The 22104-nt window shown below is 69.2% G+C and carries 21 protein-coding genes; 17 read left to right on the top strand and 4 right to left on the bottom strand.

The window, feature by feature from the left end:
* Positions 1 to 9 precede the first annotated feature (9 nt).
* Positions 10 to 342, bottom strand: coding sequence for a hypothetical protein (locus WS54_RS34210; protein ID WP_236872711.1), 333 nt, complete (start codon positions 340 to 342; stop codon positions 10 to 12).
* Between the two features lie 18 nt (positions 343 to 360).
* Between WS54_RS34210 and WS54_RS09270 the strand changes: the two genes are divergently transcribed.
* Together WS54_RS09270 and treA are read left to right on the top strand one after the other, a co-directional pair.
* A complete protein-coding gene (locus WS54_RS09270) occupies positions 361 to 990 on the top strand; it encodes a TetR/AcrR family transcriptional regulator (RefSeq protein WP_034204417.1) in 630 nt (209 codons plus the stop codon).
* A 136-nt stretch (positions 991 to 1126) separates the two neighbouring features.
* Positions 1127 to 2845, top strand: a complete 1719-nt coding sequence (gene treA, locus WS54_RS09265; protein ID WP_059780641.1) for an alpha,alpha-trehalase TreA — start codon at positions 1127 to 1129, stop codon at positions 2843 to 2845.
* Between the two features lie 114 nt (positions 2846 to 2959).
* On the opposite strand, the gene WS54_RS09260 is transcribed toward treA, so the two are convergent.
* Together WS54_RS09260 and WS54_RS09255 are read right to left on the bottom strand one after the other, a co-directional pair.
* On the bottom strand, positions 2960 to 4441 hold the full coding sequence (locus WS54_RS09260; protein ID WP_059780640.1) for a carbohydrate porin: 1482 nt from the start codon (positions 4439 to 4441) through the stop codon (positions 2960 to 2962).
* Between the two features lie 91 nt (positions 4442 to 4532).
* Entirely contained in the window at positions 4533 to 4772 is a 240-nt protein-coding gene (locus WS54_RS09255; protein WP_059780639.1) for a hypothetical protein, read from the bottom strand.
* A gap of 1081 nt (positions 4773 to 5853) precedes the next feature.
* On the opposite strand from WS54_RS09255, the gene WS54_RS33960 reads away from it, so the two are divergent.
* Together WS54_RS33960 and WS54_RS09250 are read left to right on the top strand one after the other, a co-directional pair.
* Positions 5854 to 5991 carry a hypothetical protein gene (locus WS54_RS33960; protein ID WP_179949024.1) on the top strand — a complete coding sequence of 46 codons (138 nt, stop codon included), beginning with the start codon at positions 5854 to 5856 and terminating at the stop codon, positions 5989 to 5991.
* 117 nt (positions 5992 to 6108) lie between these two features.
* Positions 6109 to 7755, top strand: a complete 1647-nt coding sequence (locus WS54_RS09250; RefSeq protein WP_059780638.1) for an Nramp family divalent metal transporter — start codon at positions 6109 to 6111, stop codon at positions 7753 to 7755.
* Positions 7756 to 7885: 130 nt separating this feature from the next.
* Here the strand turns inward: WS54_RS09250 and WS54_RS09245 are convergent, their stop codons facing one another.
* A complete protein-coding gene (locus WS54_RS09245) occupies positions 7886 to 8794 on the bottom strand; it encodes a helix-turn-helix transcriptional regulator (RefSeq protein WP_059780669.1) in 909 nt (302 codons plus the stop codon).
* A gap of 283 nt (positions 8795 to 9077) precedes the next feature.
* Between WS54_RS09245 and WS54_RS09240 the strand changes: the two genes are divergently transcribed.
* The 13 genes from WS54_RS09240 to sctT all read left to right on the top strand — a co-directional run bounded on the left by WS54_RS09240 (position 9078) and on the right by sctT (position 22097).
* Positions 9078 to 9911 carry a helix-turn-helix transcriptional regulator gene (locus WS54_RS09240; protein ID WP_034204422.1) on the top strand — a complete coding sequence of 278 codons (834 nt, stop codon included), beginning with the start codon at positions 9078 to 9080 and terminating at the stop codon, positions 9909 to 9911.
* A gap of 249 nt (positions 9912 to 10160) precedes the next feature.
* On the top strand, positions 10161 to 12368 hold the full coding sequence (gene sctV / locus WS54_RS09235) for a type III secretion system export apparatus subunit SctV (RefSeq protein ID WP_059780637.1): 2208 nt from the start codon (positions 10161 to 10163) through the stop codon (positions 12366 to 12368).
* Positions 12365 to 12643, top strand: coding sequence for a type III secretion system export apparatus subunit SctS (sctS, locus tag WS54_RS09230; protein ID WP_006480854.1), 279 nt, complete (start codon positions 12365 to 12367; stop codon positions 12641 to 12643). The genes sctV and sctS overlap by 4 nt, the downstream gene beginning before the upstream one ends.
* The gene (sctC, locus tag WS54_RS09225) at positions 12643 to 14679 is read left to right on the top strand and encodes a type III secretion system outer membrane ring subunit SctC (protein WP_059780636.1); all 2037 of its coding nucleotides are present in this window, start codon (positions 12643 to 12645) and stop codon (positions 14677 to 14679) included. Before sctS ends, sctC begins: the two co-directional genes overlap by 1 nt.
* The gene (gene sctD / locus WS54_RS09220) at positions 14660 to 16012 is read left to right on the top strand and encodes a type III secretion system inner membrane ring subunit SctD (RefSeq protein ID WP_059780635.1); all 1353 of its coding nucleotides are present in this window, start codon (positions 14660 to 14662) and stop codon (positions 16010 to 16012) included. Before sctC ends, sctD begins: the two co-directional genes overlap by 20 nt.
* A gap of 140 nt (positions 16013 to 16152) precedes the next feature.
* Positions 16153 to 16362, top strand: a complete 210-nt coding sequence (locus WS54_RS09215) for a hypothetical protein (RefSeq protein WP_034204426.1) — start codon at positions 16153 to 16155, stop codon at positions 16360 to 16362.
* Between the two features lie 124 nt (positions 16363 to 16486).
* Positions 16487 to 16963: a hypothetical protein gene (locus WS54_RS09210; protein ID WP_034204427.1), complete on the top strand. Its 477-nt coding sequence runs from the start codon at positions 16487 to 16489 to the stop codon at positions 16961 to 16963.
* Positions 16964 to 17015: 52 nt separating this feature from the next.
* Positions 17016 to 17900: a type III secretion system inner membrane ring lipoprotein SctJ gene (gene sctJ, locus WS54_RS09205; RefSeq protein WP_059780634.1), complete on the top strand. Its 885-nt coding sequence runs from the start codon at positions 17016 to 17018 to the stop codon at positions 17898 to 17900.
* Complete coding sequence (locus tag WS54_RS09200; protein WP_059780633.1) at positions 17897 to 18637, top strand: SctK family type III secretion system sorting platform protein; 741 nt, start codon at positions 17897 to 17899, stop codon at positions 18635 to 18637. The genes sctJ and WS54_RS09200 overlap by 4 nt, the downstream gene beginning before the upstream one ends.
* On the top strand, positions 18619 to 19248 hold the full coding sequence (gene sctL, locus WS54_RS09195; protein WP_059502604.1) for a type III secretion system stator protein SctL: 630 nt from the start codon (positions 18619 to 18621) through the stop codon (positions 19246 to 19248). The genes WS54_RS09200 and sctL overlap by 19 nt, the downstream gene beginning before the upstream one ends.
* Positions 19245 to 20627, top strand: coding sequence for a type III secretion system ATPase SctN (sctN, locus tag WS54_RS09190; RefSeq protein WP_059780632.1), 1383 nt, complete (start codon positions 19245 to 19247; stop codon positions 20625 to 20627). The genes sctL and sctN overlap by 4 nt, the downstream gene beginning before the upstream one ends.
* Positions 20620 to 21294 carry a hypothetical protein gene (locus WS54_RS09185; protein ID WP_059780631.1) on the top strand — a complete coding sequence of 225 codons (675 nt, stop codon included), beginning with the start codon at positions 20620 to 20622 and terminating at the stop codon, positions 21292 to 21294. Before sctN ends, WS54_RS09185 begins: the two co-directional genes overlap by 8 nt.
* Positions 21288 to 22097, top strand: a complete 810-nt coding sequence (sctT, locus tag WS54_RS09180) for a type III secretion system export apparatus subunit SctT (RefSeq protein ID WP_059780630.1) — start codon at positions 21288 to 21290, stop codon at positions 22095 to 22097. Before WS54_RS09185 ends, sctT begins: the two co-directional genes overlap by 7 nt.
* Positions 22098 to 22104: the final 7 nt, after the last annotated feature.

The following is a 22104-nucleotide window of genomic DNA, read 5'->3' as shown; positions in this document are numbered from 1 at the left end:
ACCGCTGCGTCACGTGCGACAACAGTTGTTCCGCATGTTGCAACAGTCGTCTTTTCCGGAGGATGGCGGACAAAGGACGACTGCGCATGGGCGAGCGATGCGTTGCCGGCGCATGCCGCATGCGCGGCGCGGCGTGGACAACGCAGCGTCGCCGCAGCCGGGCGTGGATGTGTTTTCGATGCCGGGCTGGAGATCGATGCAGCGATCGCCGAACGGTGTTTCGCACGGCGCGTCGAACGCGCATTCGAGCTCGAATGCGACGAGCGCATCGACGTTGGCCGGCTGGCGCGATTCCTTTTGACGGCGTGGCAGTGCGTTCCTAAAATGTGAGCGCTTGCTCATATTCACTCGCCTTCCGCCATGTCCGAATCGTCGTCGCGCATTCCGCTTTCGCCGCGCAAGGCGCCGCGCCAGCGCCGCTCGGTGGCCACCGTCGATGCGATCGTCGAGGCCGCCGCTCGCATTCTCGAGCGCGACGGCTTCGACGGTTACACGACGAATGCGGTCGCCGCGCTGGCCGGCGTGAGCATCGGCTCGCTCTACCAGTATTTCCCGAACCGCGACGCGCTGACCGCTGCGCTCGTCGAGCGCGAGAGCGCGCATCTGCTCGACGACGTCGACCGGGCGGCCGCGCTGTCGTCCTGCGACGACGTGCTGCGCACGCTGGTGCGCGGGGCCGTCGCGCACCAGATGCGCCGGCCGGCGCTCGCGCGGCTGATCGATTTCGAGGAGGCGCGGTTGCCGCTCGGCGCGCGCACCGCGCGCATCGCGGACCGCATCCACGCGACGTTGCTGCATGCGCTCGGGTTGCGGGATGCGCCGCGCGTCGCCGCGCCCGACGTCGTCGCGCACGATCTGCTCGCGATCGTGAAAGGCATCGTCGATGCGGCGGGCGCGCGCGGCGAGACCGATGCGGATGCGCTCGAAGCGCGTGCGTGGCGGGCGGTGCGCGGCTATCTCCGGGAATCGCGCGAATCGAAACTTGCTTGACATGCATGTTTCGTGCGACAGTCGCACGCATTCGCCTCACAACATGACGCGTATCGATCGAAGGCCATCGAGACGAACGCGCGCGCGAACGAGACCTCGTGCCGATCCACTCAACATCGAAAGGAGGGGACACGCCATGACGTCACGTCGTGCCGCACCGCTTGCATCTCGCTTCCCGTCGCGCCAGTCACCGCCCGCGCCGCGTCTGCGCTGGGCCGCCGCACTGGCCATCGCCTATCTCGCCGTCGCCGGTTGCGCCGCGCAGGCCGACAGTGCGAACCAGGCCGCCGCGCAAGCGGCCAGCCAGTCCGCGACGCCTGCCGCCACCGCAGCCGCAGCCGCTCCCGCGTCGGGCACGCTGCTGCCGCCGCCGAGCCAGCTCTACGGCGACCTGTTCGTCGCGGTGCAGACCGCGCAGCTCTATCCCGACCAGAAGACCTTCGTCGACGCCACGCCCGATACCGATCCCGCGACGATCGTGCAGTTGTATCAGCAACAGAAATCGCAGCCGGGCTTCTCGCTGAAGGCGTTCGTCGACCAGCATTTCACGCCGCCCCCGGAAGGCGGCGTGACGCCGCCGCCGAATCAGACGCTGCGCCAGCATATCGACTGGCTGTGGCCGCAGCTCACGCGCACGAGCGTCACGGCGCCCCCGTACAGTTCGCTGATTCCGATGCCGAAGCCGTACGTCGTGCCGGGTGGCCGCTTCCGCGAAGGCTACTACTGGGATACCTATTTCACGATGCTCGGGCTGCAGGTGTCGGGGCGCGAGGATCTCGTCGACGACATGCTCGACAACTTCGCATACCTGATCGATACGATCGGGCACATCCCGAACGGCAACCGCACGTACTACGCGAGTCGCTCGCAGCCGCCGTTCTTCGCGTACATGGTCACGCTCGCCGCGCAGGCCGAAGGCGACAAGGTCTACCAGAAATACCTGCCGGCGCTGCGCAAGGAACATGCGTACTGGATGCAGGGCGAAACCACGACGCCGCGCGGGCAGGCGGCGCGCAACGTGGTCGCGATGCCCGACGGCGCCGTGCTGAACCGCTACTGGGATGCGAGCGACACGCCGCGCGACGAGTCGTATCTCGAGGACGTGACCACCGCGAAATCGGTGCCGTCCCGCCCGGCGAACGAGGTGTACCGCGACCTGCGCGCGGGCGCCGAAAGCGGCTGGGACTACAGCTCGCGCTGGTTCGGCGACGGCAAGACGCTCGCGACGATCCGCACGACCTCGATCGTGCCGGTCGACCTGAACAGCCTGATGTTCCATCTCGAGACGACGATCGTGAAGGGCTGCGCGATCACGCGCGATATCGCCTGCGTGGCCGATTTTTCGGGGCGCGCGGCGCGGCGTGCGGCCGCGATCAATCACTACCTGTGGAACCGTCGCGGCTATTACGGCGACTATGACTGGCAATTGCGCAAGCCGCGCGACGGTGTGACGGCCGCCGCGCTGTATCCGCTGTTCGCGGGCGTCGCGTGGCCGGAGCGCGCGAAGGCGACCGCGCGCGAAGTGCGCAAGACGCTGCTGCAGCCGGGCGGCCTCGCGACGACGACCGAGAACACGGGCCAGCAGTGGGATGCGCCGAATGGCTGGGCGCCGCTGCAGTGGATCGCGATCGACGGGCTGCGCCGTTACGGCGATCCGGCGCTCGCGAAGGACATCGGCACGCGTTTCCTGTCCGACGTGAAGCACGTGTACGCGACCGAAGGCAAGCTCGTCGAGAAATACGTGGTCGAGGGCACCGGCACGGGCGGCGGCGGGGGCGGCGAATATCCGTTGCAGGACGGCTTCGGCTGGACCAACGGCGTCACGCTGAAGCTGCTGGGGCTGTACGGCGAGTAATGCACCGCGAGTAAGCCGCGGGGCGGGCCGCGTGCCCACCCGCACGGCAAGCACCCGCACGGGCCGGACCGTCGCGCAAGCGGCCGTCCGGCCCGTGTGTTCATGCGGCGGGCGTCAGAACGTGATCGTCGTGCGCACGCCGACCACGGTTTCGTCGCCGATGCGCGCGCCGGCCGCGTTCGGGTTCGGGATGCCGCCGCCCGGGCGGAAGAAGTGCTGCAGGTCGGCCTGCACCTGCCACCATGGCGCGACCTGGTACTGGTAGGTCGCTTCGACGACCGTCTCCGCGCGGCGCACCGGATAGCCGGGCGTCGTGTATGCGCCGGTGTCGCCGTCGAGGCCGCGCGCATGCGAGCCGATCTTCGCGTAGCCGATCGCGATGCCGGCGACGTCGTTGTCGCGTCCGGCGAACGGCGCCTTCAGCGTCACGCCGGCGTTGGCGGCGAAATCGACGACATTGCGATCGCCCGGCGAGCCCATCACGCGCGCGAACACGCCGACCGAGCGCGGGCTGTCGGCGGACGGCCGCCACACCATCTGATCCGCGACCGCATAAAAGCCGTAGTTGCCGCGATGCGTGGCGGGGGTGCCGTTGCTTGCCGGATCGGCGAGCGACAACCCGTCGGTGCCGTAGCGCGGATCGTTCGCGTGCTGCGAGTGATACCAGAAGCCGAGTTTGTACGTGCCGGGCAGGCCGGCAGGCTGCGGGGCCTTCGGATCGGCCGGCGGCGCGTTCAGCGCGTACTGCACTTCGCCGATCACGAACGCGCCGCTGCGCAGGTTGAAGTTGGTGCCATGCGCGTTCAGCACCTGCGCATCGCCGTCGGCGCGGCCGGCCGGGTTGCCGTCGAACACGCCGACCATCGCGGTCCACGCGTCGGCCGGCTTCACGCGCAGCCGCACGCCGAGCGACGACAGCGGATACGCGGGGCCGCCGGACGGCAGGTCGGTGGACGGCAGCACGGGCCAGCCGAAGGTCGCGTTCATGAACGTCGCCGCGTTCTGGCTCACCATGAATTCCTGGTCGACGCTCTGCTGGCCGACTTTCACGTCGACCTTGCCGTCGAGCAGCGACTGCTGGTACCAGAGTTCCCACAGGCGGGTGGTCGAATTGGCCTCGATGCCGGTCGCGGTCTGCAACGTCTGCAGGTAGCGCTGCGTGAGGTTGGTGCCGTGGATCTGCAGCCCCGACACGTTGAACGTGCCGCCCGGCAGGCCGATCGCCTTGCCGGTATCGACGTTGAAACCGAATTGCGTGAGCCCCTGGTACGCGCCGCCGCGACCCGTGCCGCCCGACGTGTTGTACAGGTACTCGCTGGTTTCCTGCAGGCTCAGCGTGACGCCGTGCTCGTCGAGCACGTCGCGCAGACCGCCCATGTTGCCGAGCAGGTTCGAGCGTTCCCAGAGGCCCGTGGGCGCGGGCGCGGCGGTATCAGCAGCCTGTTGCGCGGGGGCGGCGGCATCGCTCGCGCCGGCCGCCGGTTCGGCGGCGGACGATGCTTGTGCGAACGCGGAGGTGGCGGCGAGCGACAGCAGCAGCGTGGCGAGCGCATCGGCGCGACGCTTGCGCGGGACGGACGAGAGCAGGTTCTTCATTTGGGTTCCGTTGGCAGTTCGATTCGTTAAGCTGAGGAAACGGGAGCGGGACGCGGGGCGCATGACGACACGGCCCGCGCGGAGAAGGGGCTTACGGCAGCCAGCCGCCGACGCGCCACACCTGCGCGAAGCCGACGCGGGGCGCGACCGAGCACAGCAGCGCGGCGATCAGCAGGCAGTCGAGCGGGCGCGGCGCCGCCGGCGCATGGGCGAGCGCCAGGCCACGCCAGCGGCCGAATGCCCGGGCGAGCGGCGAGCGGCCGGAAAACGAGCGGTTGCACGTGACGTGCGCGATGCGCTTGAGTCTGAGCGCGAACGATTGAAAGAACATGACGCTGCCTCCGTTCCGTCCGGCGAACGCCGGACGACGTGATCGAGCGCGGGTGCGTGACGCGGCCTGCGATCGGAGGATGGAACATGGCGGAGCGTGCGACTGACGAACCGGCGATGGCCGGCACGGGTAGAGGCGCGCTAACCCGGCGAGTGCGAGCTAGCGGCAAAAGACATGCGTCTGGCTGCTATCTCGCGATGGCTTGGCCGGTCTGGACCGGCATCGAACTACAACTAGAGCATGTGTCCACGGTGGGACTCCCGTGATGAATTGGGGCGGATTGTAGTCGCGACTTTTGCTGCGGCGCAAGTAAAAAACGCATCAAAGATGCGCTGTGTGGTGTGCGCGTCGCAGCGCAGCGGGGGCGCCACGCGGCCGCCCGCCGATGGCGAAAAGGATGCGCGGCGGGGCGCCGGGCCGTTGCTCGCACGCATCGCCGCGTGGCCGCCTCATGACGGCGCTGAAAGGTTTCGGAACGTTATTTCGAGGCGAAATCTTTCAGTCGCGGCGGGCGGGAAATTTATTTCGAGAAATGGGGTTTCGAGGGGTTGACTTCACTTTCGGGCGGTCCATAGAATCCGCCATCTTCACTCTTGGGGCCGCCGCCTTGGACGCCTGCAGTAGTCGATCTTCGAACGAAATTTCCGCCTGAGCGACCGACGTCCGCGCCTCATCGAAGCCGCCGTTTGTCTCCCGGGCAAACGGTGCGCGCAGCAGTATTCCGCAGTCACTCCCTACGTGCACCCTGATTCGCGCCGGTTAGCGTGATGCGTTTTCGCATGCGTTGGCCGGTTTCACCGCCGCCCGGCAGGCGGCCGCGTTCGCGCATCCGTTCTCCGGGCGCGCGAATGCCGGCCTGCAAGCCGGGCGGCGGTCAACCGTGTTCTCCGGAACATCGCACAGGAGCCGCCATGAACGACAGTGACAGTTGTCCCTTATGCCCGTTGCATACGCAGCCCCTTTCGAACCCGGGTCGCGGGGGCAATCCGGCCGACTAGCCTGACACGTCGTTCAGGCCCCGGACTGGCCCCGCGCCCACGACGCGGCCGGCACGCCTGCCGTCGCCGCACGGAGCCAGACCATGAACTTCGGCCTTCTGCTGTCGAACTTTCCGCATGTCACGGAATCGCGCCACCACTACGACGCGATGCTGACGCTCGATGCCCGTCCGCGGGTGTTCGCCCGCCTGCTGAACCGGCTGAAATCGTTGATCCACTGAGAAGAAACGCCGAGCGCGCCTCGGCATGCGCACGTGCGGCCGCCCGCGGGCCGGCGCCGCGTGTGCATGCCAAGGTCACACGCTCATCGAACAACCCTTAGCCGTACGGAATAGATCATGTCCACGCCCTCCAACGTCTCTCCACCGATCGCGGTCGATCGCAGCGCCGTGCTCGACGAAGCCCATCTGGGCGACATCCGCGGTGCGCTCGGCACGATCGCGCACCACGACACCGGCGCGCGCGGCACGTGGTGGGCGCGCCTGCGCACGCTGCTCGCGATCATCGGCCCGGGCCTGATCGTGATGGTCGGCGACAACGACGCCGGTGCATTCGGCACCTATACGCAGGCCGGCCAGAACTACGGCACGACGCTGCTGTGGACGCTGCTGCTGCTCGTGCCCGTGCTGTACGTGAACCAGGAAATGGTGCTGCGCCTCGGCGCGGTCACGGGCGTCGGCCATGCGCGCCTGATCTTCGAGCGCTTCGGCAAGTTCTGGGGCGCGTTCAGCGTGATCGACCTGTTCCTGCTCAATGCGCTGACCATCGTCACCGAGTTCATCGGCATCACGTTCGTGCTGGATTTCTTCGGATTGCCGAAGGTGGCCGGCGTGTGTGTCGCCGCCGCGCTGACGATGGCCGCGGTCAGTACCGGCGATTTCCGGCGCTTCGAGCGGTTCGCGATCGGGCTGTGCGTGCTGAGCCTGCTGCTCGTGCCGGTGCTCGTCTCGATCCACCCGCCCGTCGCGCAGATGACGCGCGATTTCTTCGTGCCGAACTGGCCCGCGCACGCGAAGCTGTCCGACGTGATGCTGCTCGTGATCGGCATCGTCGGCACGACGGTCGCGCCATGGCAATTGTTCTTCCAGCAGAGCTACGTGATCGACAAGCGCATCACGCCGCGCTTCATGAAATACGAAAAGGCCGACTTGTGGATCGGCATCGCGTTCGTGCTGGTGGGCGCGGTCGCGATGATCGGCTTCAGCTCGGCGTTGTTCGGCGGCCATCCGGAAGCCGGCAACTTCACCGACGCGGGCGGCGTCATCGCGGGCCTCGAGAAGTATGCGGGCCGCACGAGCGCGACGCTGTTCGCGGTCGCCTTGCTCGACGCGTGCATCATCGGCGCGGCTGCCGTGTCGCTGTCGACCGCGTACGCGATCGGCGACGTGTTCAAGATCCGCCACTCGCTGCACCGCGGCGTGACCGACGCGAAGGGCTTCTATCTCGTCTATTTCGGCATCGTCGCGGCCGCGGCGACGCTCGTGCTGATCCCGGGCAGCCCACTCGGGCTGCTGACCGAAGCCGTGCAGACGCTGGCCGGCGTGTTGCTGCCGAGCGCGACGGTGTTCCTGCTGGTGTTGTGCAACGACCGCCAGGTGCTGGGGCCCTGGGTCAACTCGACGAAGCTCAACGTGTTCACGGGCGCGGTGATCTGGGTGCTGGTGCTGCTGTCGACCATCCTGACCGCGTCGGTGATGTATCCGGACATCAGCGGGGAAGCGATCGTCGACGTGCTGGTGGGCGGCACCGTGCTCGCCATCGCCGGTTATCTCGCGACGGTGCTGATTCGCCGCCACAAGCGCGTCGTCGAGCCGGCCGTCGATCGTTCGCTGCGCGACACGTGGCGCATGCCGCCGCTCGACACGCTCGAGCCGCAGAACATGACGCTCGCGACGCGGATCTGGATGGCCGTGCTGCGCGGCTATCTGGTGATCGCGGTCGGTCTCGTGATCGTGAAGGTCGTTCAGATGACGTTGCTGAAGTAATGCAGCCCGTCCGACAGGACGCGGCGCCGAGCCCGGCGCCGCGTCGCAACCCATGCATGCCGGCCCGCGAGGCCGGCATGCGCGTTTGCGCGCCCGGTTTCGGGAAGCGGCGCGCGCGCCGCGCCCGTGCTCAGATCAGCTCGAGCTTCGACGTCAGGTACGTGAGCTGGATCCGGTTCGCGACGCCGAAGCGCTTGCGCAGCTTGCGCAGGTGATAGTCGACGTTGTGCGCGCTGGTGTCGAGGCGCCGGCCGATTTCCTTGTCGGACGCGCCTTCGGCGATGCCGAGCAGCAACTCCTGCTCGAACGGCGTGAGCCCGTTGACCGCGCGCTCGCGCGACGTCGAGATCAGTTGCGGCGACGCGAACTTGTGTACCGACAGCCCGATCGACAGCGCCTGCTCGATCGTCGCCGGCGTGATCCATTCGCGCGTGCGGCGCGGCGCGGTGAAGCTCATGAACGCGTGCAGCCGCGTGCCCGGCACGGCCATCGAATACATGATGCCGCTGCACATCCCGTCGTCCTGCATCGTCTGCAGGAAGCCGTCGAGCGCGGCCGGGCTCACGCACGGCGCGTCGTCGCGCTCGCGGTGTTCGCGGCGCAATTGCTGCAGGTCCCACACGATCGGCATGTTGCACACGCGCGCGCCGAGCGTGCGCGGATCGACGTCGTGATGGTTGTGCCGGACGTAGTCGCCGCGATAGGTGGCCGGCGTGAACGCTTCGTGCAGGTAAAGACTTTCGACGCGCTCGCGCGCGAATTCGAGCGCGAAGTACGCGAACGTCGAGAAGCCCGTCAGATGCAGCAGGCTCGCGACGATGCGGTTGCGCTCGGCCGTGCTCTGCGCGTGCGCGAGCGTGTCGGCGACGCCGAGCTTCGGCGCGTGCGGCTGCGCGACGTCGCCGCGTTTCACGTCGTCGCACCAGACGACCTGCACGGTGCGCTCGCGCAGCGCGTCCGCGCCTGCGTTCGATCCGCGCGGCGAGCGGGACAAGGTGGTTGGGGCGACCGCTTCTTCATGCAATGCAATATCGGACATGAGCCATCCCTCGGAATCGACGCGCCTCGCCTGGCGGCGGCCGTATCGTGTACGGCATTCGCGGCGGTGCGACCGAGCATCGTTGTGATATGCGCCGATCGTCATCCCTGACGAAACGCGGGGGCATTGTACAAAAATGCCGGTGTGTGCGTAATATGCCGTAATACGAATGGCGGCGAAAGGTTCATATTCGCACGCATATGGCGACGACCAGAAAATCATAAAGAAAAGACCAGATCGTGACGGGGCGCAGTTTCACATATTGGGAAAGGGCGGGCTCCTCATGACATATGCTGACGGCGCACCACGCGTCGAGTGGTTCTCACAAGCCGATATAGCGGCCGCTGCCGCTTATTCGAACGAATATCATGCAATCGAACGTGACGTTTTTACCGGTATTCAAATAACGTCCGGTAAAAGCGACCTTCCGTCATTCGATTTCGCACAATGCCATGCGCGATTGCGGCAAATCGGATTCAGTACGCTCGGTTACGGCGCGTACGAAATGATCGGGCGGCGCATTCTGCGCGCGCATCTGCTGCGCGACCTCGCGCCGGCGACGTTCATGCAGCCGTTCATCGAAGGGATGCTGTACGAAAGCGATCCGCGCTTCGCACAGGTGCGGCAGAGCGGCTTCCCGGTCGCGTGGCGGCTCGACGAGATCGAGGCGGCCGCGCAGGGCAGCGGCGACCGCAAGGTGCTCGCGCTCGCCGGCCATCTGCGCGCGCATGCGATGAACAGCGGCGTGATCTTCGGCCTGTCGGCGCCGCGCCTCGACCTGCGCGTCGCGGTGAACGTGACGTCGGAAACGCACGGCACCGACTGGATCGACGATCGCGTGATCGGCGGCGCGCTGTCGGTGAGTCTCGCCGTGCATCGCGTCGCGCTGCCGTTCCTCGAGGCGCGTGTCGCGCGCATGCGCGGCTTCGCGCTCGGCGACGAGCAGCAGCAGGTGCTCGACCGGCTCGTGCACGGGCTGTCCGACCAGGAGATCGCGAGCGCGCTGCGTACGTCGCTGCACAAGGTCGGGCACCACATTCGCTCGCTGGAAAAGCTCTTCAACGTGCAGAACCGCGCGCAGCTCGCGTACCTCGCCGCACGGCGGCTGCCGTCCTGATCCGACGTCCGTCGCAGGCGCGCGCCGGCCTCCGGCACGCGATGGAAGCGGTTCCGGCGGCACGTGCCCGAACGGGCCGCCGGGTTTCGTAGTCCGATTCGATCGTCTGAGGAAAACGCGCTTTCGCGCTACGAGGCGCGCTTCTTTTTCCGCCGTTTCCCGTCGCTACACTCGTCCCATTCAACGGTCCGCGCAGCACGGGGAAGGGTTGCCCGTGCCAGCCGGCGACAACGACAGGACAACGGCACGATGGCTGAACCGAAGGCGCTCTCCCGCGACTGGCAGCGGTGGTTTTCCGCCGGCCGCGGCGTGTCCGGACGGCGCCTCGGGGGCGCGTCGCCGCGCGCCGACCTCTTTCTCGCGACCTTCATCGTCGCGGTCGTCGCGCTGTTCATCCTGCCGCTGCCGCAGGCCGCGCTCGACGGGATGATCTCGCTGAATCTCGCCGCGAGCGTCGTGTTGCTGACGGTGTCGACCTACGTGCCGTCCGCGGTCAGCTTCTCGTCGTTTCCCGCGCTGCTGCTGTTTACGACGCTGTTCCGGCTCGCGCTGAACATCGCGTCGTGCAAGCTGATCCTGCTGCATGCGAACGCCGGCCACGTGATCGACGCATTCGGGCGGCTGGTGGTCGGCAACAACGTGGTGGTGGGCGGCGTGGTGTTCCTCGTGATCGCGGTCGTGCAGTTCATCGTGATCGCGAAAGGGTCGGAGCGAGTGGCCGAAGTCGGCGCGCGTTTCTCGCTCGACGCGATGCCGGGCAAGCAGATGAGCATCGACGCCGACCTGCGCGCGGGCATCATCAGCGCCGACGAAGCGCGCGAGCGCCGCGAGAAGCTGGAGCAGGAATCGCAGATGCACGGCGCGATGGACGGCGCGATGAAGTTCGTGAAGGGCGACGCGATCGCGGGCCTCGTGATCGCGTTCATCAACATCGTCGCGGGGATCGCGGTCGGCACGCTGATGCACGGGATGGACATCGGCGAGGCGCTGCAGCGTTACGCGATCCTGACGGTCGGCGACGGGATGGCGTCGCAGATTCCGTCGCTGCTCGTGTCGATCGCGGCCGGCATCGTGACGACGCGCGTCGCGACGCGCGATGCGCGCCAGCGCCAGCTCGGCGAACAGCTCGGCGAGCAATTGGGCGCGCACCCGCGTGCGCTGCTGATCGCCGCGTTCGTGCTGACCGGTTTTCTCGTCGTGCCCGGCTTTCCGAAATGGTCGTTCGCGCTGATCGCGCTCGGCCTCGGCGCCTTCGCGTTCTCGCAGCTCAAGCGCAAGACGTCCGCGCCGAGCTTCAACCTGATTCATGTGGCGGGGCGCGTCGGCGCGGCCGACGACGGCCAGCCCGCGAAGGTGTCGCATGCGGCGGGCGTCACGTCGCTGATCGCGGTGTCGCTGTCCGACGACCTGCGCACGGGCCTGAATCTCGCGCAACTGCAGGCGGCGCTGTCGAGCGCGAAGGCACGCGTCGACGCGGATATCGGCACGGTGTTTCCGCGCATCACGCTGAACGACGACGAGGGCGCGCCGGCCGGCACGTACCGGATCTACCTGCAGGACGTGCTCGTCGCGCACGGCGTGCTGAAGCCGGGCTGGCTGCTGTGGGACGGCGTCGCGCCGCTGCCCGAGCGCGCGGAGCGCCAGCCGGCCGAGGCGTTCGGCCCGTTCGCGACCGCGCTGTGGATCAAGCCGGACGGTGCGATGCCTGAAGGCAAATGGCTGTCGAGCGAGGGCGCGCTGGCCGCGCACGTCGAGCAGATCGTGCGCCAGCATGCGGACGAATTGCTCGGCATCCAGGAGACGCAGGCGCTCGTGCATCTGGTGCGCCGCGATCATCCGGAACTCGTGGGCGAACTGACGCGGCTCGTGCCGCTGCAGCGCGTGACCGAAGTGCTGCGCCGGCTGCTCGCCGAGCAGGTGCCGATCCGCAATTTGCGCGTGATTTTCGAGAGCCTGATCACGTGGGCGCCGAACGAGCCCGACGACGTGATCGCGCTGGTCGAACTCGTGCGCGTCGACCTGCGCCGGATGATCACCGATCGTCACGCGGGCACGGCGCGCCAGTTGCGGGTCGTGCTGTTCGAGCAGAACCTGCAGGAACGGATCGAGAGCGCGGTGATGCGCACCAAGCAGGGCAATTTCCTCGCGCTGTCGAGCGCGGTCAAGCAGGACATCGGCGAGCAGGTGCGCGCGATCGTGCAGGCCGCGCAGGCGGCCGGCTCCGGCGGCCACGGCAACGCGCCGGGCGCCGCGCGGCTCGCGGTGATGGTCGCGCTGGGTGCGCGCCGCTACGTGAAGACGATCCTGCAGCCGGTGCTGCCCGAACTCGCGGTGCTGTCGTACCAGGAAGTCGAGGAGGACGTGCAGTTGCACACGGTCGGCTGGGTGAAGAACCCGCCGGACGACGGCACGGTCGGCGCGGGCGCCGACGTGCGCGCGCCGGGAGCCGTGCAATGACGAGCTCGACGATCCTCGACCTGACGCGCCAGGCGCTGATGCTGGTGCTGCTGCTGTCGCTGCCGATCGTGCTGATCGCGACCGTCACGGGCCTCGTCGTCGCGATCCTGCAGGCCGTCACGCAGGTGCAGGACGCCAATATCGGCATCGCGGTGCGGCTGATCGCCGTGATGGTCGCGCTCGTGCTGCTGTCGGGCTGGCTCGGCGGCGAAGTGCTGCGCTTCGCGCAGCAGGCGCTGGAACGCATGTTCGTTTCTTCCACAGGAGTCCTTTGATGCGTCGACGCGTCGCCTCGATCCGGTTTCAACCGCGCAGCCTGCAACGGGCCGCGCTCGCCGTGTGCGCGACCGCGCTGCTCACGGCGTCGCTGTGCATGGCGCCCGCGCAGCATGCGCGCGCCGCGGACCTGCGCTGGCGCAACAAGCCGTTCACGATCGTCGCGAACGGCAAGAAGATCGGCGACTTCATCCGCGAGCTCGCGTCGTCGCAGGGGGTGACGGCGGTGGTCGACCCGAAGGTCGACGGCGTGATCAGCGGCCGCTTCTCCGGCACGCCGCAGCAGACGCTCGACACGATCTGCTCGACCTACGGGCTCACGTGGTACTACGACGGCTCGTTCCTGTACGTCGATCCGGCCGACCAGTCGCAGACGCAGATGATCCCGATTCCGCCGAACGCATCCGGCGAAATCGGCCGCGCGCTGCAGGCGATGCAGATTCCGGACAAGCGCTACACGCTGGTGATCAACGACCGTGCGAACAGCGTGTACGTGGCCGGCCCGCGCCGCTATGTCGAGCTGGTGCGACAGGCGGTCGGCTCGGTCGGCGATCCGTCGGCGAACGGCGCGCATGCGGACATCCGCGCGTTCCGGCTGAAATACGGCTGGGCGTCGGACTTCACGATCAACCGCTCGGGCAAGGAAGTGACGGTGCCGGGCGTCGCGACGATCCTGCGCAAGCTGTTCGGCAAGGGCGGCGGCACGACCGCGGCGCCGTCGAGCACGCCGCTCGGGCAGGCTGCGCGGCAGGTGAAGCTCGGCTCGGGGCTGACGATCGCGGTGCCGCGGCTCGATTTCCCCGATATTTCCGGCGGCCCGCGGCAGGGCGGTTACGGCGGTGCGGACGGCAGCCTGGGCGGCGGATTCTCGCCGTTCTCGAACAACGGCGGCGACACGCTGCCGCAGATCGTCGCCGATCCGGCGATCAACGCGGTGATCGTGCGCGACCTGCCCGAGAACATGTACCGCTACCAGTCGCTGATCGGCCAGCTCGACGAGCGGCCGCGCATCGTCGAGATCAACGTGACGATCATCGACATCAACGAGGATTCGCTCGACAGCCTCGGGATCGACTGGCGCCTGCACACGACGCACGGCGACGTGCAGATCGGCAACGGCGCGAACCCGCTGAACGGCAACACGCAGTACAACGGCGCCGGCAATCCGCCGCTCACGTTCGGCGTCGGCGCGTCCGAAACCGGGTCGACCGGCACCTTCATGCCGACCGGCATCGCGCTGACCGCATCGATCGGCGGGTCGCTGCGCAATTACCTGCTCACGCGCGTGAACGCGCTCGCGCAGAAGGGCCAGGCGCAGCTGCGTTCGAAGCCGAAGGTGCTCGCGCTCGACAACACCGAGGCGATCCTCGAGAACCTCACGCAGTTCTACGTGCAGGTGCCGGGCTACCAGGATTCGTCGCTGTACAGCGTGACGACCGGCACGAGCATCAAGGTGACGCCGATGATCGTCGACGAGGCGATCCGCAATGCGGCGGCCGTCTCGGGCAATCCGCAGAGCGTGATGATGTCGATCGACATCCAGGACGGCAATATCGTGCCGGGACAGGCGGTGTCGAACGTGCCGGTGATCCAGCAGCGCAACATCGTCACCAAGACGATGATCGACGAAGGCAAGAGCCTCCTGATCGCCGGTTTCAACGACGACGAGGTGCGGCTGAACAAGAGCGGCGTGCCCTGGCTGTCCGACATCCCGCTGATCGGCAACCTGTTCAAGTACACCGACAAGTCGGGCAACCACATGGAGCGGTTCTATCTGCTGACGCCGCGCGTGGTGACGACCGCGTCGATGTATGCACCCGACGGCGCGCCCGTGAACCCCGGCGTCGACGGTCCGGCGAACCAGGAAGGGATGTCGATGTATCGCCCGCCGGACAACGACATCGCCGTCCCGCTGACGCCGAGGCCGCTGCCCGGCACGAAGTTCGGTCCGCCCGCGTTGCCGCCGCCGCCGGATGCGGCGGCGCAGCCGGCGACGACCGCAGGAGTGGTCACGCATGTCGACGAGCATCATTGATCCGCACGGCGAAGGCGCATTGCCCGGCGGCGCGGGAGGCGCAGGGGCCGGTTCGGCCGCGCTCGCGTCGCCGTGGAACCTGTGCTTCCTGAGCGGGCCGATGTACGGCCGCACGATGTCGCTCGCGCGCGGCGCGAACTGGGTCGGCACGGCGGCCGATTGCGAAGTGATCCTGCCCGATCGCGAGATCGGCGCGAAACAGGTGTGCCTGCAGGTCGGCGCGCTCGCGGTGACGGTGCAGAACCATGGCGGCGACACCGGCGCGCCGGTGCTGTTCAACGACGAGCCGCTGGGCAGCGGGCGCCGCTCGTTGACGCCGAACGACGTCGTGACGGTCGGCTCGATCCGGCTCGGCATCGCGCGGCATGCGCAGGCGAGCGTCGCGGTGCCCGACGAAACCGATGCGCCGGACGCCGCGCGCGAGGCCGCGTGGCTCGGCTGGCTCACGGGCGGGCTGCGCCGCCTCGGCAGCCGGCGGCTCGTGATCGCGCTGGTCGCGCTGTGGCTGGGCGTGCTGCTCGGCGCGCTCGGCTACGGCTTCGTCGCGTGGTCGGGGCGGCTGCCGTGGCAGCACGAATCGGTGCTCGCGCGCACGCACCGGCTGCAGCAGTTGCTGCACGCGTATCCGGAGCTGGCCGTCGCGCCGCGCGACGACGGCGTGATCGTGTCGGGCTACGTGAGCGACCCGGCCGCGCGCGAGCGCGTCGCGCAGATCGTCGCGGGCGTCGACAACGCGGCGCTGGGCAACATCTACGTGGTCAGCGATCTCGTCGCGACCGCGCAGACCTATTTCAGCGACACGGCGCTGACGGTCACGTATCTCGGGCGCGGGCGGATCGAGCTGACGGGCACGGCCGCGCGTGCGCAGATCGAGCCGCGCATCCGCAACTACATGAAGGACGCCCGCCCGGCGCTCGAGGTGGTCGATCACGTGCGCGATGCCGATGCGGCCGCGCCGCGTACGGCGACGACGCTCGGCGGCACGGCCGGCATTCCGGAGATCACGACCGTGTTCGCCGGCGACGGCGACCAGCGCTACATCGAGACGATCGACGGCAGCCGCTATTTCGAAGGCGCGCGGCTGAAGGAGGGCGCGACCGTCGTGTCGATCGGGCCGGACGCCGTGGTGTTCGAACGCAACGGCCAGCGCATCACGATGCCGCTCGGCGGTGCGTCGGCGAGCGCGCCCGAGCAGGCGCCGGCGCCGCCCGTCCCGCCGCTCGCGAGCGGCGCGGCGGCGGGCGTCGCGCAGCCGGTGCCGGGGCCGACGCTGTTGCCGGGCTCGCCCGCGGCCGGTGCATCGACTGCATCGACGAAGGAGGCGGCGCATTAGCGCCGCGACGGATCAGGCGCAACGCGTTTCGCGGTGCGCGCATTACGCGACACGTCGCCGGCAGGCGGCGCGTCACGTCATCGGCGGGGCATGGGGCTGCCGCCGGCAACGCAAGTGAACTTGACGTAAAGGAGCGAAACATGACTGCCGCCGCAGGTAGCGCCACCGACACGAAGCAGGTCCAGCAACAGGCCGACGACCTGACCAAGACGCAGCTCGAACTGACGAAGATCAACTTCCAGGTTCAGCAATCGACTGCGACGTTCGAAACCAGCAACGCAGTGACCGCGCAGGAGGGGACGGCGAATGCCCAGGTTGCGCAACACCTGAGTTCCGCCGGCCGCGCGTGACGCCGGTCGCCGGCCGTGCCGCGCGACGCCGGATGCCGGGGCCGCCCGCGACGGGCGCCCGGTGCGGCGTGGGTGCGTGCCGGCCGGCCCGTTTCCGGCTCTGCCGGTCAAGGAGGACACGATCATGTCGGTAACAGGCGTAGGCGCGGCGCCGCCGGGCGCAGCCGCGCTCGCGAGTGCCGCGCAGCAAACGGGCGCGACGTCCGATCCGGCGCAGGTGCGCCAGTTCGATGCACTGATGCAGCCGGGCGCGTCGCCGGCCGCTCCGCCGTCTTCGTCGGGCGTCGCGATGTCGCGCGCGCCGGCGGATGCGGCGCCGGCCGTGCAGATGACGCCCGCGCAGGCGAACCAGTCGTCGCTCGTCGAGCGGTTGCGCACGTACGGCAACGATCTCGACGCGCGGTACGCGAACATCGACAAGCACCGCAGCGAGATGCTGACGTCGATGGCGGACAGCCGCAGCGACCCGCTGATGACGATGGTGAAGGCGATGGATTTCCAGTGGACGGCAACCACCACGATTTCGGAATACCAGTTGAGCCTGTCGGTTGCGCAGGCGGCGAACGGCTTCACGCATACGGTGCTGAAGACGCAGGAGTGATGGCGCTCGTGCGGGCCGCAAGCGGCCTCACGCGCCCTGAAGCGGACAAACGATGACGACGATCGATTCGACGCCGCGCACGCATGCGTGGCGCAGCCGGGTGGCGCGCGCGCTGCTCGCGGGGCTGCTCGTGCTGTTGGCCGGGTGCCAGAAGGAACTGTACTCGGGCCTGTCGGAGCGCGACGCGAACCAGATGGTCGCGGTGCTCGGCGACGCGGGCATCAGCGCGTCGAAGGACAACGATGCGCGCGACACGTCGGACCGCAACGCGTGGCTCGTGAGCGTCGCGGACGGCGACATGCAGGCGGCGCTCACGGTGTTGCAGGCGAACGGGTTGCCGAAGCCGAGCTATGCGAGCCTCGGCGAGCTGTTCCAGAAGCAGGGCCTCGTATCGACGCCGGCCGAGGAGCGCGTGCGCTACCTGTACGGCGTGTCGCAGGATCTGTCGCGCACGCTGCAGGACATCGAGGGCGTGGTGGTCGCGCGCGTGCAGGTCGTGATTCCGGAGAACGATCCGCTCGCGGACAAGATCAAGCCGTCGTCGGCCGCGGTGTACATCCGGTATCGGCAGGGCGTCGACCTGCGCGCGATGGCGCCGATGGTCAAGGATCTCGTCGCGCACAGCATCGAGGGGCTGCAGTACGACAACGTGTCGCTGTTCCTGCAGCCGGCCGCCGCACGCGCGACGCGCGTGGACGGAATCGGCAGCGCGGTGTCGGACATCCTGCGATTGCGCTCGCCGCTCGGCTGGCTCGTGTTCGCGCTGATCCTGCTGACCTGCGCGGTGATCGCGCTGTCGGCGGCCCGGCGCGGGATGTTCGGCGCGCGGCTCGCGGGCCTGCTCGGCGCGCCGCGCGGCGCGAACGGGGGCGGCGCGGCCGCGCAGCAGGCAGGCGGCGGGCTGCGTACGCCGGACGGCGCGCGCGACGGCGCATGAGCGATCCGCACGCGCTGGCGCCGGGCGATGCGGCCGAGGCGTCGCTGCTGCCGTGGCTGCAGCCGCTTGCGCCGCCGCCCGCCGCGCGCGCTGCCGCGTTTCATGCGCTGGTCTGCAACTTCAACCTTCGGCCCGACCGCTATCTGCACGTGACGCGCGTGCCGGCCGAGTGGCCCGCGCGCTACCGTTCCCCGGACGCGTTCGGCGCGGCCGGCCGCAAGCTGCTGGCGCGCCATCTGCTCGACGTCCACGGCGTGGCCGACCGGCACGACTTCGCCGTGGCGAATCCGTGCGCGCGGCTCGCGCTGCTGCCGGGCGCGGCGCTCGAGCAACTGGCCGCGTATGCGGGGTTGCTGCTGCACCGCGCATGGCTGCGCGACGCGCTGGCCGGGCGGCGCATCCGCGCGGAAGTCGCGGCGCGGCTCGGCGGCGATGCGCTCGAACTCGCGCTCGAACGCGCGCCGGAATTCGGCGCGCTCGCCGAAACGCTCGAACCGTGGCGCGCCGATCCCGCCGCGCTGCCGGCCGTGATCCGCGCGCGCGGCGGCCGGCTGCTCGCGGATTTCATCGGCGTGGCCGGCGACGCGGTGGCGCGGCGCGTGCGCCTGAAATTCAACCGCGCGATCGACGACGAAGCGCCGTACTGGCTGAACCGCGCGCAGCGCGACCAGTTCGGCGAACTGATGTTCCTGTTTCTGATTCCCGAGAGGCTCGCGTCATGGGACTGGCTTTTCTGATCACGAGCGACAACCTGCAGCTGCTGTCGGAGCGCAAGGTGCTCAAGGAGCGCGAATACGCGGCGTTGCTCGACGCGTCGGCGGTGATCGCGACCGCGCATGAAGAGGCGGCGCGCATCGTCGCCGACGCGCAGCGCGAATTCGACAAGCGCCAGGCGGCCGGCTACGACGAAGGCATGCGCCGCGCGCAGCGCGAGCAGGCCGCGCAGGCGTACACGCAGGCGCTCGCCGCCACGCGCACGATGGAGACGATGAAGGACGCGATGGCCGATATCGTCGTGAAGGCCGTGCGCGCGATCGTCGGCGAGATGAGCACGCAGAAGCTGTACGAGGCCGCGCTCGCGCGGATCGCGCCGCTCGTGCGCGACGAGGCGTTCCTGATCGTGCGCGTCGCGCCCGGCCGCACGGAGGAGATGCGCGACGCGCTCGGCGGCGCGTTCGCGGGGCAGTCGAACCGGCAGAAGATCCGCATCGTCGAGGACGCGCAGCTCGAACGCCACGCATGCACGGTCGAGACGCCGTCCGGGCGCATCGACGCGAGCCTCGACCTGCAGATCGACGCGTTGCGTCAGGCGATCCGCCGCGACGCGCTGAAGGGCGCCGCGCGATGAACGCGCCGCTCGACGATACGCAGCCGTTCGGCAGCGGCGACGACGACGGCGTGCCGTTCGATCGCGGCCGCCTCGTCGGCGAGCTCGACGCGGGGCTCGCGTTTTTCTCGCCGGTGTCGGTGCAGGGCCGCGTCAACCACGCGGTCGGACAGATATTGAATGCGACGGGCATTCGCGCGCGGCTCGGCGAAATCTGCGAGCTGCGCACGCCGAACCAGCCGACGCTGCTCGCGGAGGTGGTCGGCTTCTCGCGGCAGACGACGCTGCTGACGCCGCTCGGCGACGTCGCGGGGCTGTCGCCGGAGACGACCGTCGTGCCGTCCGGGCGCGAGCACGTATTTCCGGTGGGCGAGGGGCTGTTCGGCCGCGTGCTCGACGGGCTCGGCCGGCCGCTCGACGATCGCGGGCCGGTGACGGGCGCCGCATGGGTGTCGACGCAGCAGGACCCGCCGAACCCGCTCGCGCGCAAGATGATCGACACGCCGTTTCCGACCGGCGTGCGCGTGATCGACGGCCTGATGACGCTCGGCATCGGGCAGCGCGTCGGCATCTTCGCGCCGTCGGGCGTGGGCAAGAGCACGCTGCTCGGGATGATCGCGCGCGGCGCGCAGGCCGACGTGAACGTGATCGCACTGGTCGGCGAACGCGGCCGCGAGGTGCGTGAATTCATCGAGCACAGCCTGTCGCCCGAGGTGCGCGCGCGGTCGATCGTCGTCGTGTCGACGTCGGATCGCCCGGCGATGGAGCGCGTGAAATCCGCGCTGGTCGCGACCGCGATCGCCGAGCACTTCCGCGATGCGGGCAAGCGCGTGCTGCTGCTGGTCGATTCGCTGACGCGTTTCGCACGCGCGCAGCGCGAGGTCGGTCTCGCGAGCGGCGAGCCGCCGACGCGGCGCAGCTTTCCGCCGTCGACGTTCGCGGTGCTGCCGCGCCTGCTCGAACGCGCGGGGCAGGGCGCGCACGGGTCGATCACCGCGCTCTATACGGTGCTCGTCGAAGGCGACGAGGAATCGGACCCGATCGCCGAGGAAGTGCGCTCGATCCTCGACGGCCATATCGTGCTGTCGCGCAAGATCGCGCTCGCGAACCGCTATCCGGCGATCGACGTGCTCGCGAGCCTGTCGCGCGTGATGCCGCTCGTCGCGAGCCGCGCGCACCAGCATGCGGCCGCGCGCGTGCGCGAGCTGATCGCGAAATACCAGGAAATCGAGCTGCTCGTGCAGATCGGCGAGTATCGCGAAGGCAGCGACCGGCTCGGCGATCTCGCGCTGCGCGCGCGCGACGCGATCGGCGCGTTCTGCGCGCAGGCGTCGGACGAGGATGTGCGCTTCGACGCGCTGCTCGCGAAACTGACGAAGCTGGCGAACGATCATGTCTGAAGCCGACGACCGCCTCGTGCTCGCGACGCTCGCCCGCCTCAAGCGCGTGCGCGAGATGCGCAGCCAGATCGCGCGCGTCGCCGCCGCGCGCCAGCAGGGCATCGCCGCGCAGAGCCGGCGTGCGCTGGCGGCCGCGCAGGCGCAGCTCGCGCAGCAGGTCGCGGCGAAGGCGGCGATCCAGGCGCGGCTCGCCGACGACGTGCGCGAGGCGCGTGCATTGCAGAACGCGGCGGCCGATACGCGCACGTTCGACCGCCATATCGGCACCGCGAACGCGTCGGTGAGCGAGGCCGCGCACGTGCATCGCGGTCACGAGGCGACGCTCGCCGACCTGCAGCGCGCCGCGCGCAAGGCGAAGGCCGCCGAGGACAAGCTGGAGAAAGCCGGCGAGAAGGCGCTGCACGCGCGCGCCGCGCGGGTCGAGCGCGCCGCCGACGAAGTCGCGGACGGCTACGCGGTGCGGCGCTTCGCGACGGGCTGCACCTGGGTGGCCGGCGCGGGCGATGCGCCCGGTCATGCGTCCACGCCGCCGCAGGCCGCCGCCGCGTTCGATGCGGCAATGACCGAAACGGAAACGGGCGCCGATCTCGCCGCCGACGCCGAAGCCAACGCCGGCGCCGCATCCGACGATCCCGCCCCGCCCGCCGTCGCGGAGCGCCGATGCTAGACCAGGCCGCGGGCTTCAACGACGTCGCCGGCATGCTGCGGCCGCTGCTCTACGTGATGCCGCGCCTGCTGCCGATCATGTTCGTCGTGCCGGTGTTCAACGAGCAGATCGTCACGGGCCTCGTGCGCAACGGGATCGCGGTCGTGATCGCCGCGTTCGTCGCGCCGACGATCGATGCCGCGCAGGTGGCCGCGCTGCCGTTCCTGATGTGGTGCGTGCTCGTCGCGAAGGAAGCGATGGTCGGCATGCTGCTCGCGGGCGCGTTCAGCGCGGTGCTGTTCGCGATCCAGGGCGTCGGCTACCTGATCGACTTCCAGACCGGCAGCGGCAGCGCCGCCTTCTTCGATCCGATGGGCGGGCACGAGGGCGGCCCGACATCGGGATTCCTGAATTTCGTCGCAATCGCGCTGTTCGTCACGGCGGGCGGGCTGCAGGTGCTCGTGCAACTGTTCGCGCAGTCGTACGCATGGTGGCCGATCGGCTCGCTCGGCCCCGATTTCTCGTCGATGCTGCAGACCTTCATCGTGCGGCAGACCGACACGATCTTCGAATGGATGGTGAAGCTCGCCGCGCCGGTCACGATCGTGCTGGTGCTCGTCGAGCTCGGCATCGGCCTGGTCGGCCGCGCGGTGCCGCAGCTCAACGTCTTCGTGTTCTCGCAGCCGCTGAAGAGCGCGCTCGCGGTGCTGATGATGATCCTGTTCCTGCCGGTGGTGTACGCGTCGCTGCATTCGCTGCTGAGCCCCGACAGCGGATTGATGGCGTTGCTGCGCGCGCTGTTCGCCGCGCACGGCGGCGGCTGAGCGCGCC

Source organism: Burkholderia sp. NRF60-BP8 (genome assembly GCF_001522585.2).
Classification (GTDB): domain Bacteria; phylum Pseudomonadota; class Gammaproteobacteria; order Burkholderiales; family Burkholderiaceae; genus Burkholderia.
This window is presented reverse-complemented; position numbering and strand designations above follow the sequence as displayed.

Excerpts from the sequence above, each read along its gene's own strand:
- sctN (WP_059780632.1), top strand. The coding sequence starts at position 19,245 with ATGAACGCGCCGCTCGACGATACGCAGCCGTTCGGCAGCGGCGACGAC.
- WS54_RS09215 (WP_034204426.1), top strand. The coding sequence starts at position 16,153 with ATGACTGCCGCCGCAGGTAGCGCCACCGACACGAAGCAGGTCCAGCAA.
- WS54_RS09210 (WP_034204427.1), top strand. The coding sequence starts at position 16,487 with ATGTCGGTAACAGGCGTAGGCGCGGCGCCGCCGGGCGCAGCCGCGCTC.
- WS54_RS09240 (WP_034204422.1), top strand. The coding sequence starts at position 9,078 with ATGACATATGCTGACGGCGCACCACGCGTCGAGTGGTTCTCACAAGCC.
- sctV (WP_059780637.1), top strand. The coding sequence starts at position 10,161 with ATGGCTGAACCGAAGGCGCTCTCCCGCGACTGGCAGCGGTGGTTTTCC.
- sctT (WP_059780630.1), top strand. The coding sequence starts at position 21,288 with ATGCTAGACCAGGCCGCGGGCTTCAACGACGTCGCCGGCATGCTGCGG.
- sctS (WP_006480854.1), top strand. The coding sequence starts at position 12,365 with ATGACGAGCTCGACGATCCTCGACCTGACGCGCCAGGCGCTGATGCTG.
- WS54_RS09260 (WP_059780640.1), bottom strand. The coding sequence starts at position 4,441 with ATGAAGAACCTGCTCTCGTCCGTCCCGCGCAAGCGTCGCGCCGATGCG.
- sctC (WP_059780636.1), top strand. The coding sequence starts at position 12,643 with ATGCGTCGACGCGTCGCCTCGATCCGGTTTCAACCGCGCAGCCTGCAA.
- WS54_RS34210 (WP_236872711.1), bottom strand. The coding sequence starts at position 342 with ATGAGCAAGCGCTCACATTTTAGGAACGCACTGCCACGCCGTCAAAAG.
- WS54_RS33960 (WP_179949024.1), top strand. The coding sequence starts at position 5,854 with ATGAACTTCGGCCTTCTGCTGTCGAACTTTCCGCATGTCACGGAATCG.
- WS54_RS09185 (WP_059780631.1), top strand. The coding sequence starts at position 20,620 with ATGTCTGAAGCCGACGACCGCCTCGTGCTCGCGACGCTCGCCCGCCTC.
- sctL (WP_059502604.1), top strand. The coding sequence starts at position 18,619 with ATGGGACTGGCTTTTCTGATCACGAGCGACAACCTGCAGCTGCTGTCG.
- WS54_RS09270 (WP_034204417.1), top strand. The coding sequence starts at position 361 with ATGTCCGAATCGTCGTCGCGCATTCCGCTTTCGCCGCGCAAGGCGCCG.
- sctJ (WP_059780634.1), top strand. The coding sequence starts at position 17,016 with ATGACGACGATCGATTCGACGCCGCGCACGCATGCGTGGCGCAGCCGG.
- WS54_RS09250 (WP_059780638.1), top strand. The coding sequence starts at position 6,109 with ATGTCCACGCCCTCCAACGTCTCTCCACCGATCGCGGTCGATCGCAGC.
- WS54_RS09245 (WP_059780669.1), bottom strand. The coding sequence starts at position 8,794 with ATGTCCGATATTGCATTGCATGAAGAAGCGGTCGCCCCAACCACCTTG.
- sctD (WP_059780635.1), top strand. The coding sequence starts at position 14,660 with ATGTCGACGAGCATCATTGATCCGCACGGCGAAGGCGCATTGCCCGGC.
- WS54_RS09255 (WP_059780639.1), bottom strand. The coding sequence starts at position 4,772 with ATGTTCTTTCAATCGTTCGCGCTCAGACTCAAGCGCATCGCGCACGTC.
- treA (WP_059780641.1), top strand. The coding sequence starts at position 1,127 with ATGACGTCACGTCGTGCCGCACCGCTTGCATCTCGCTTCCCGTCGCGC.
- WS54_RS09200 (WP_059780633.1), top strand. The coding sequence starts at position 17,897 with ATGAGCGATCCGCACGCGCTGGCGCCGGGCGATGCGGCCGAGGCGTCG.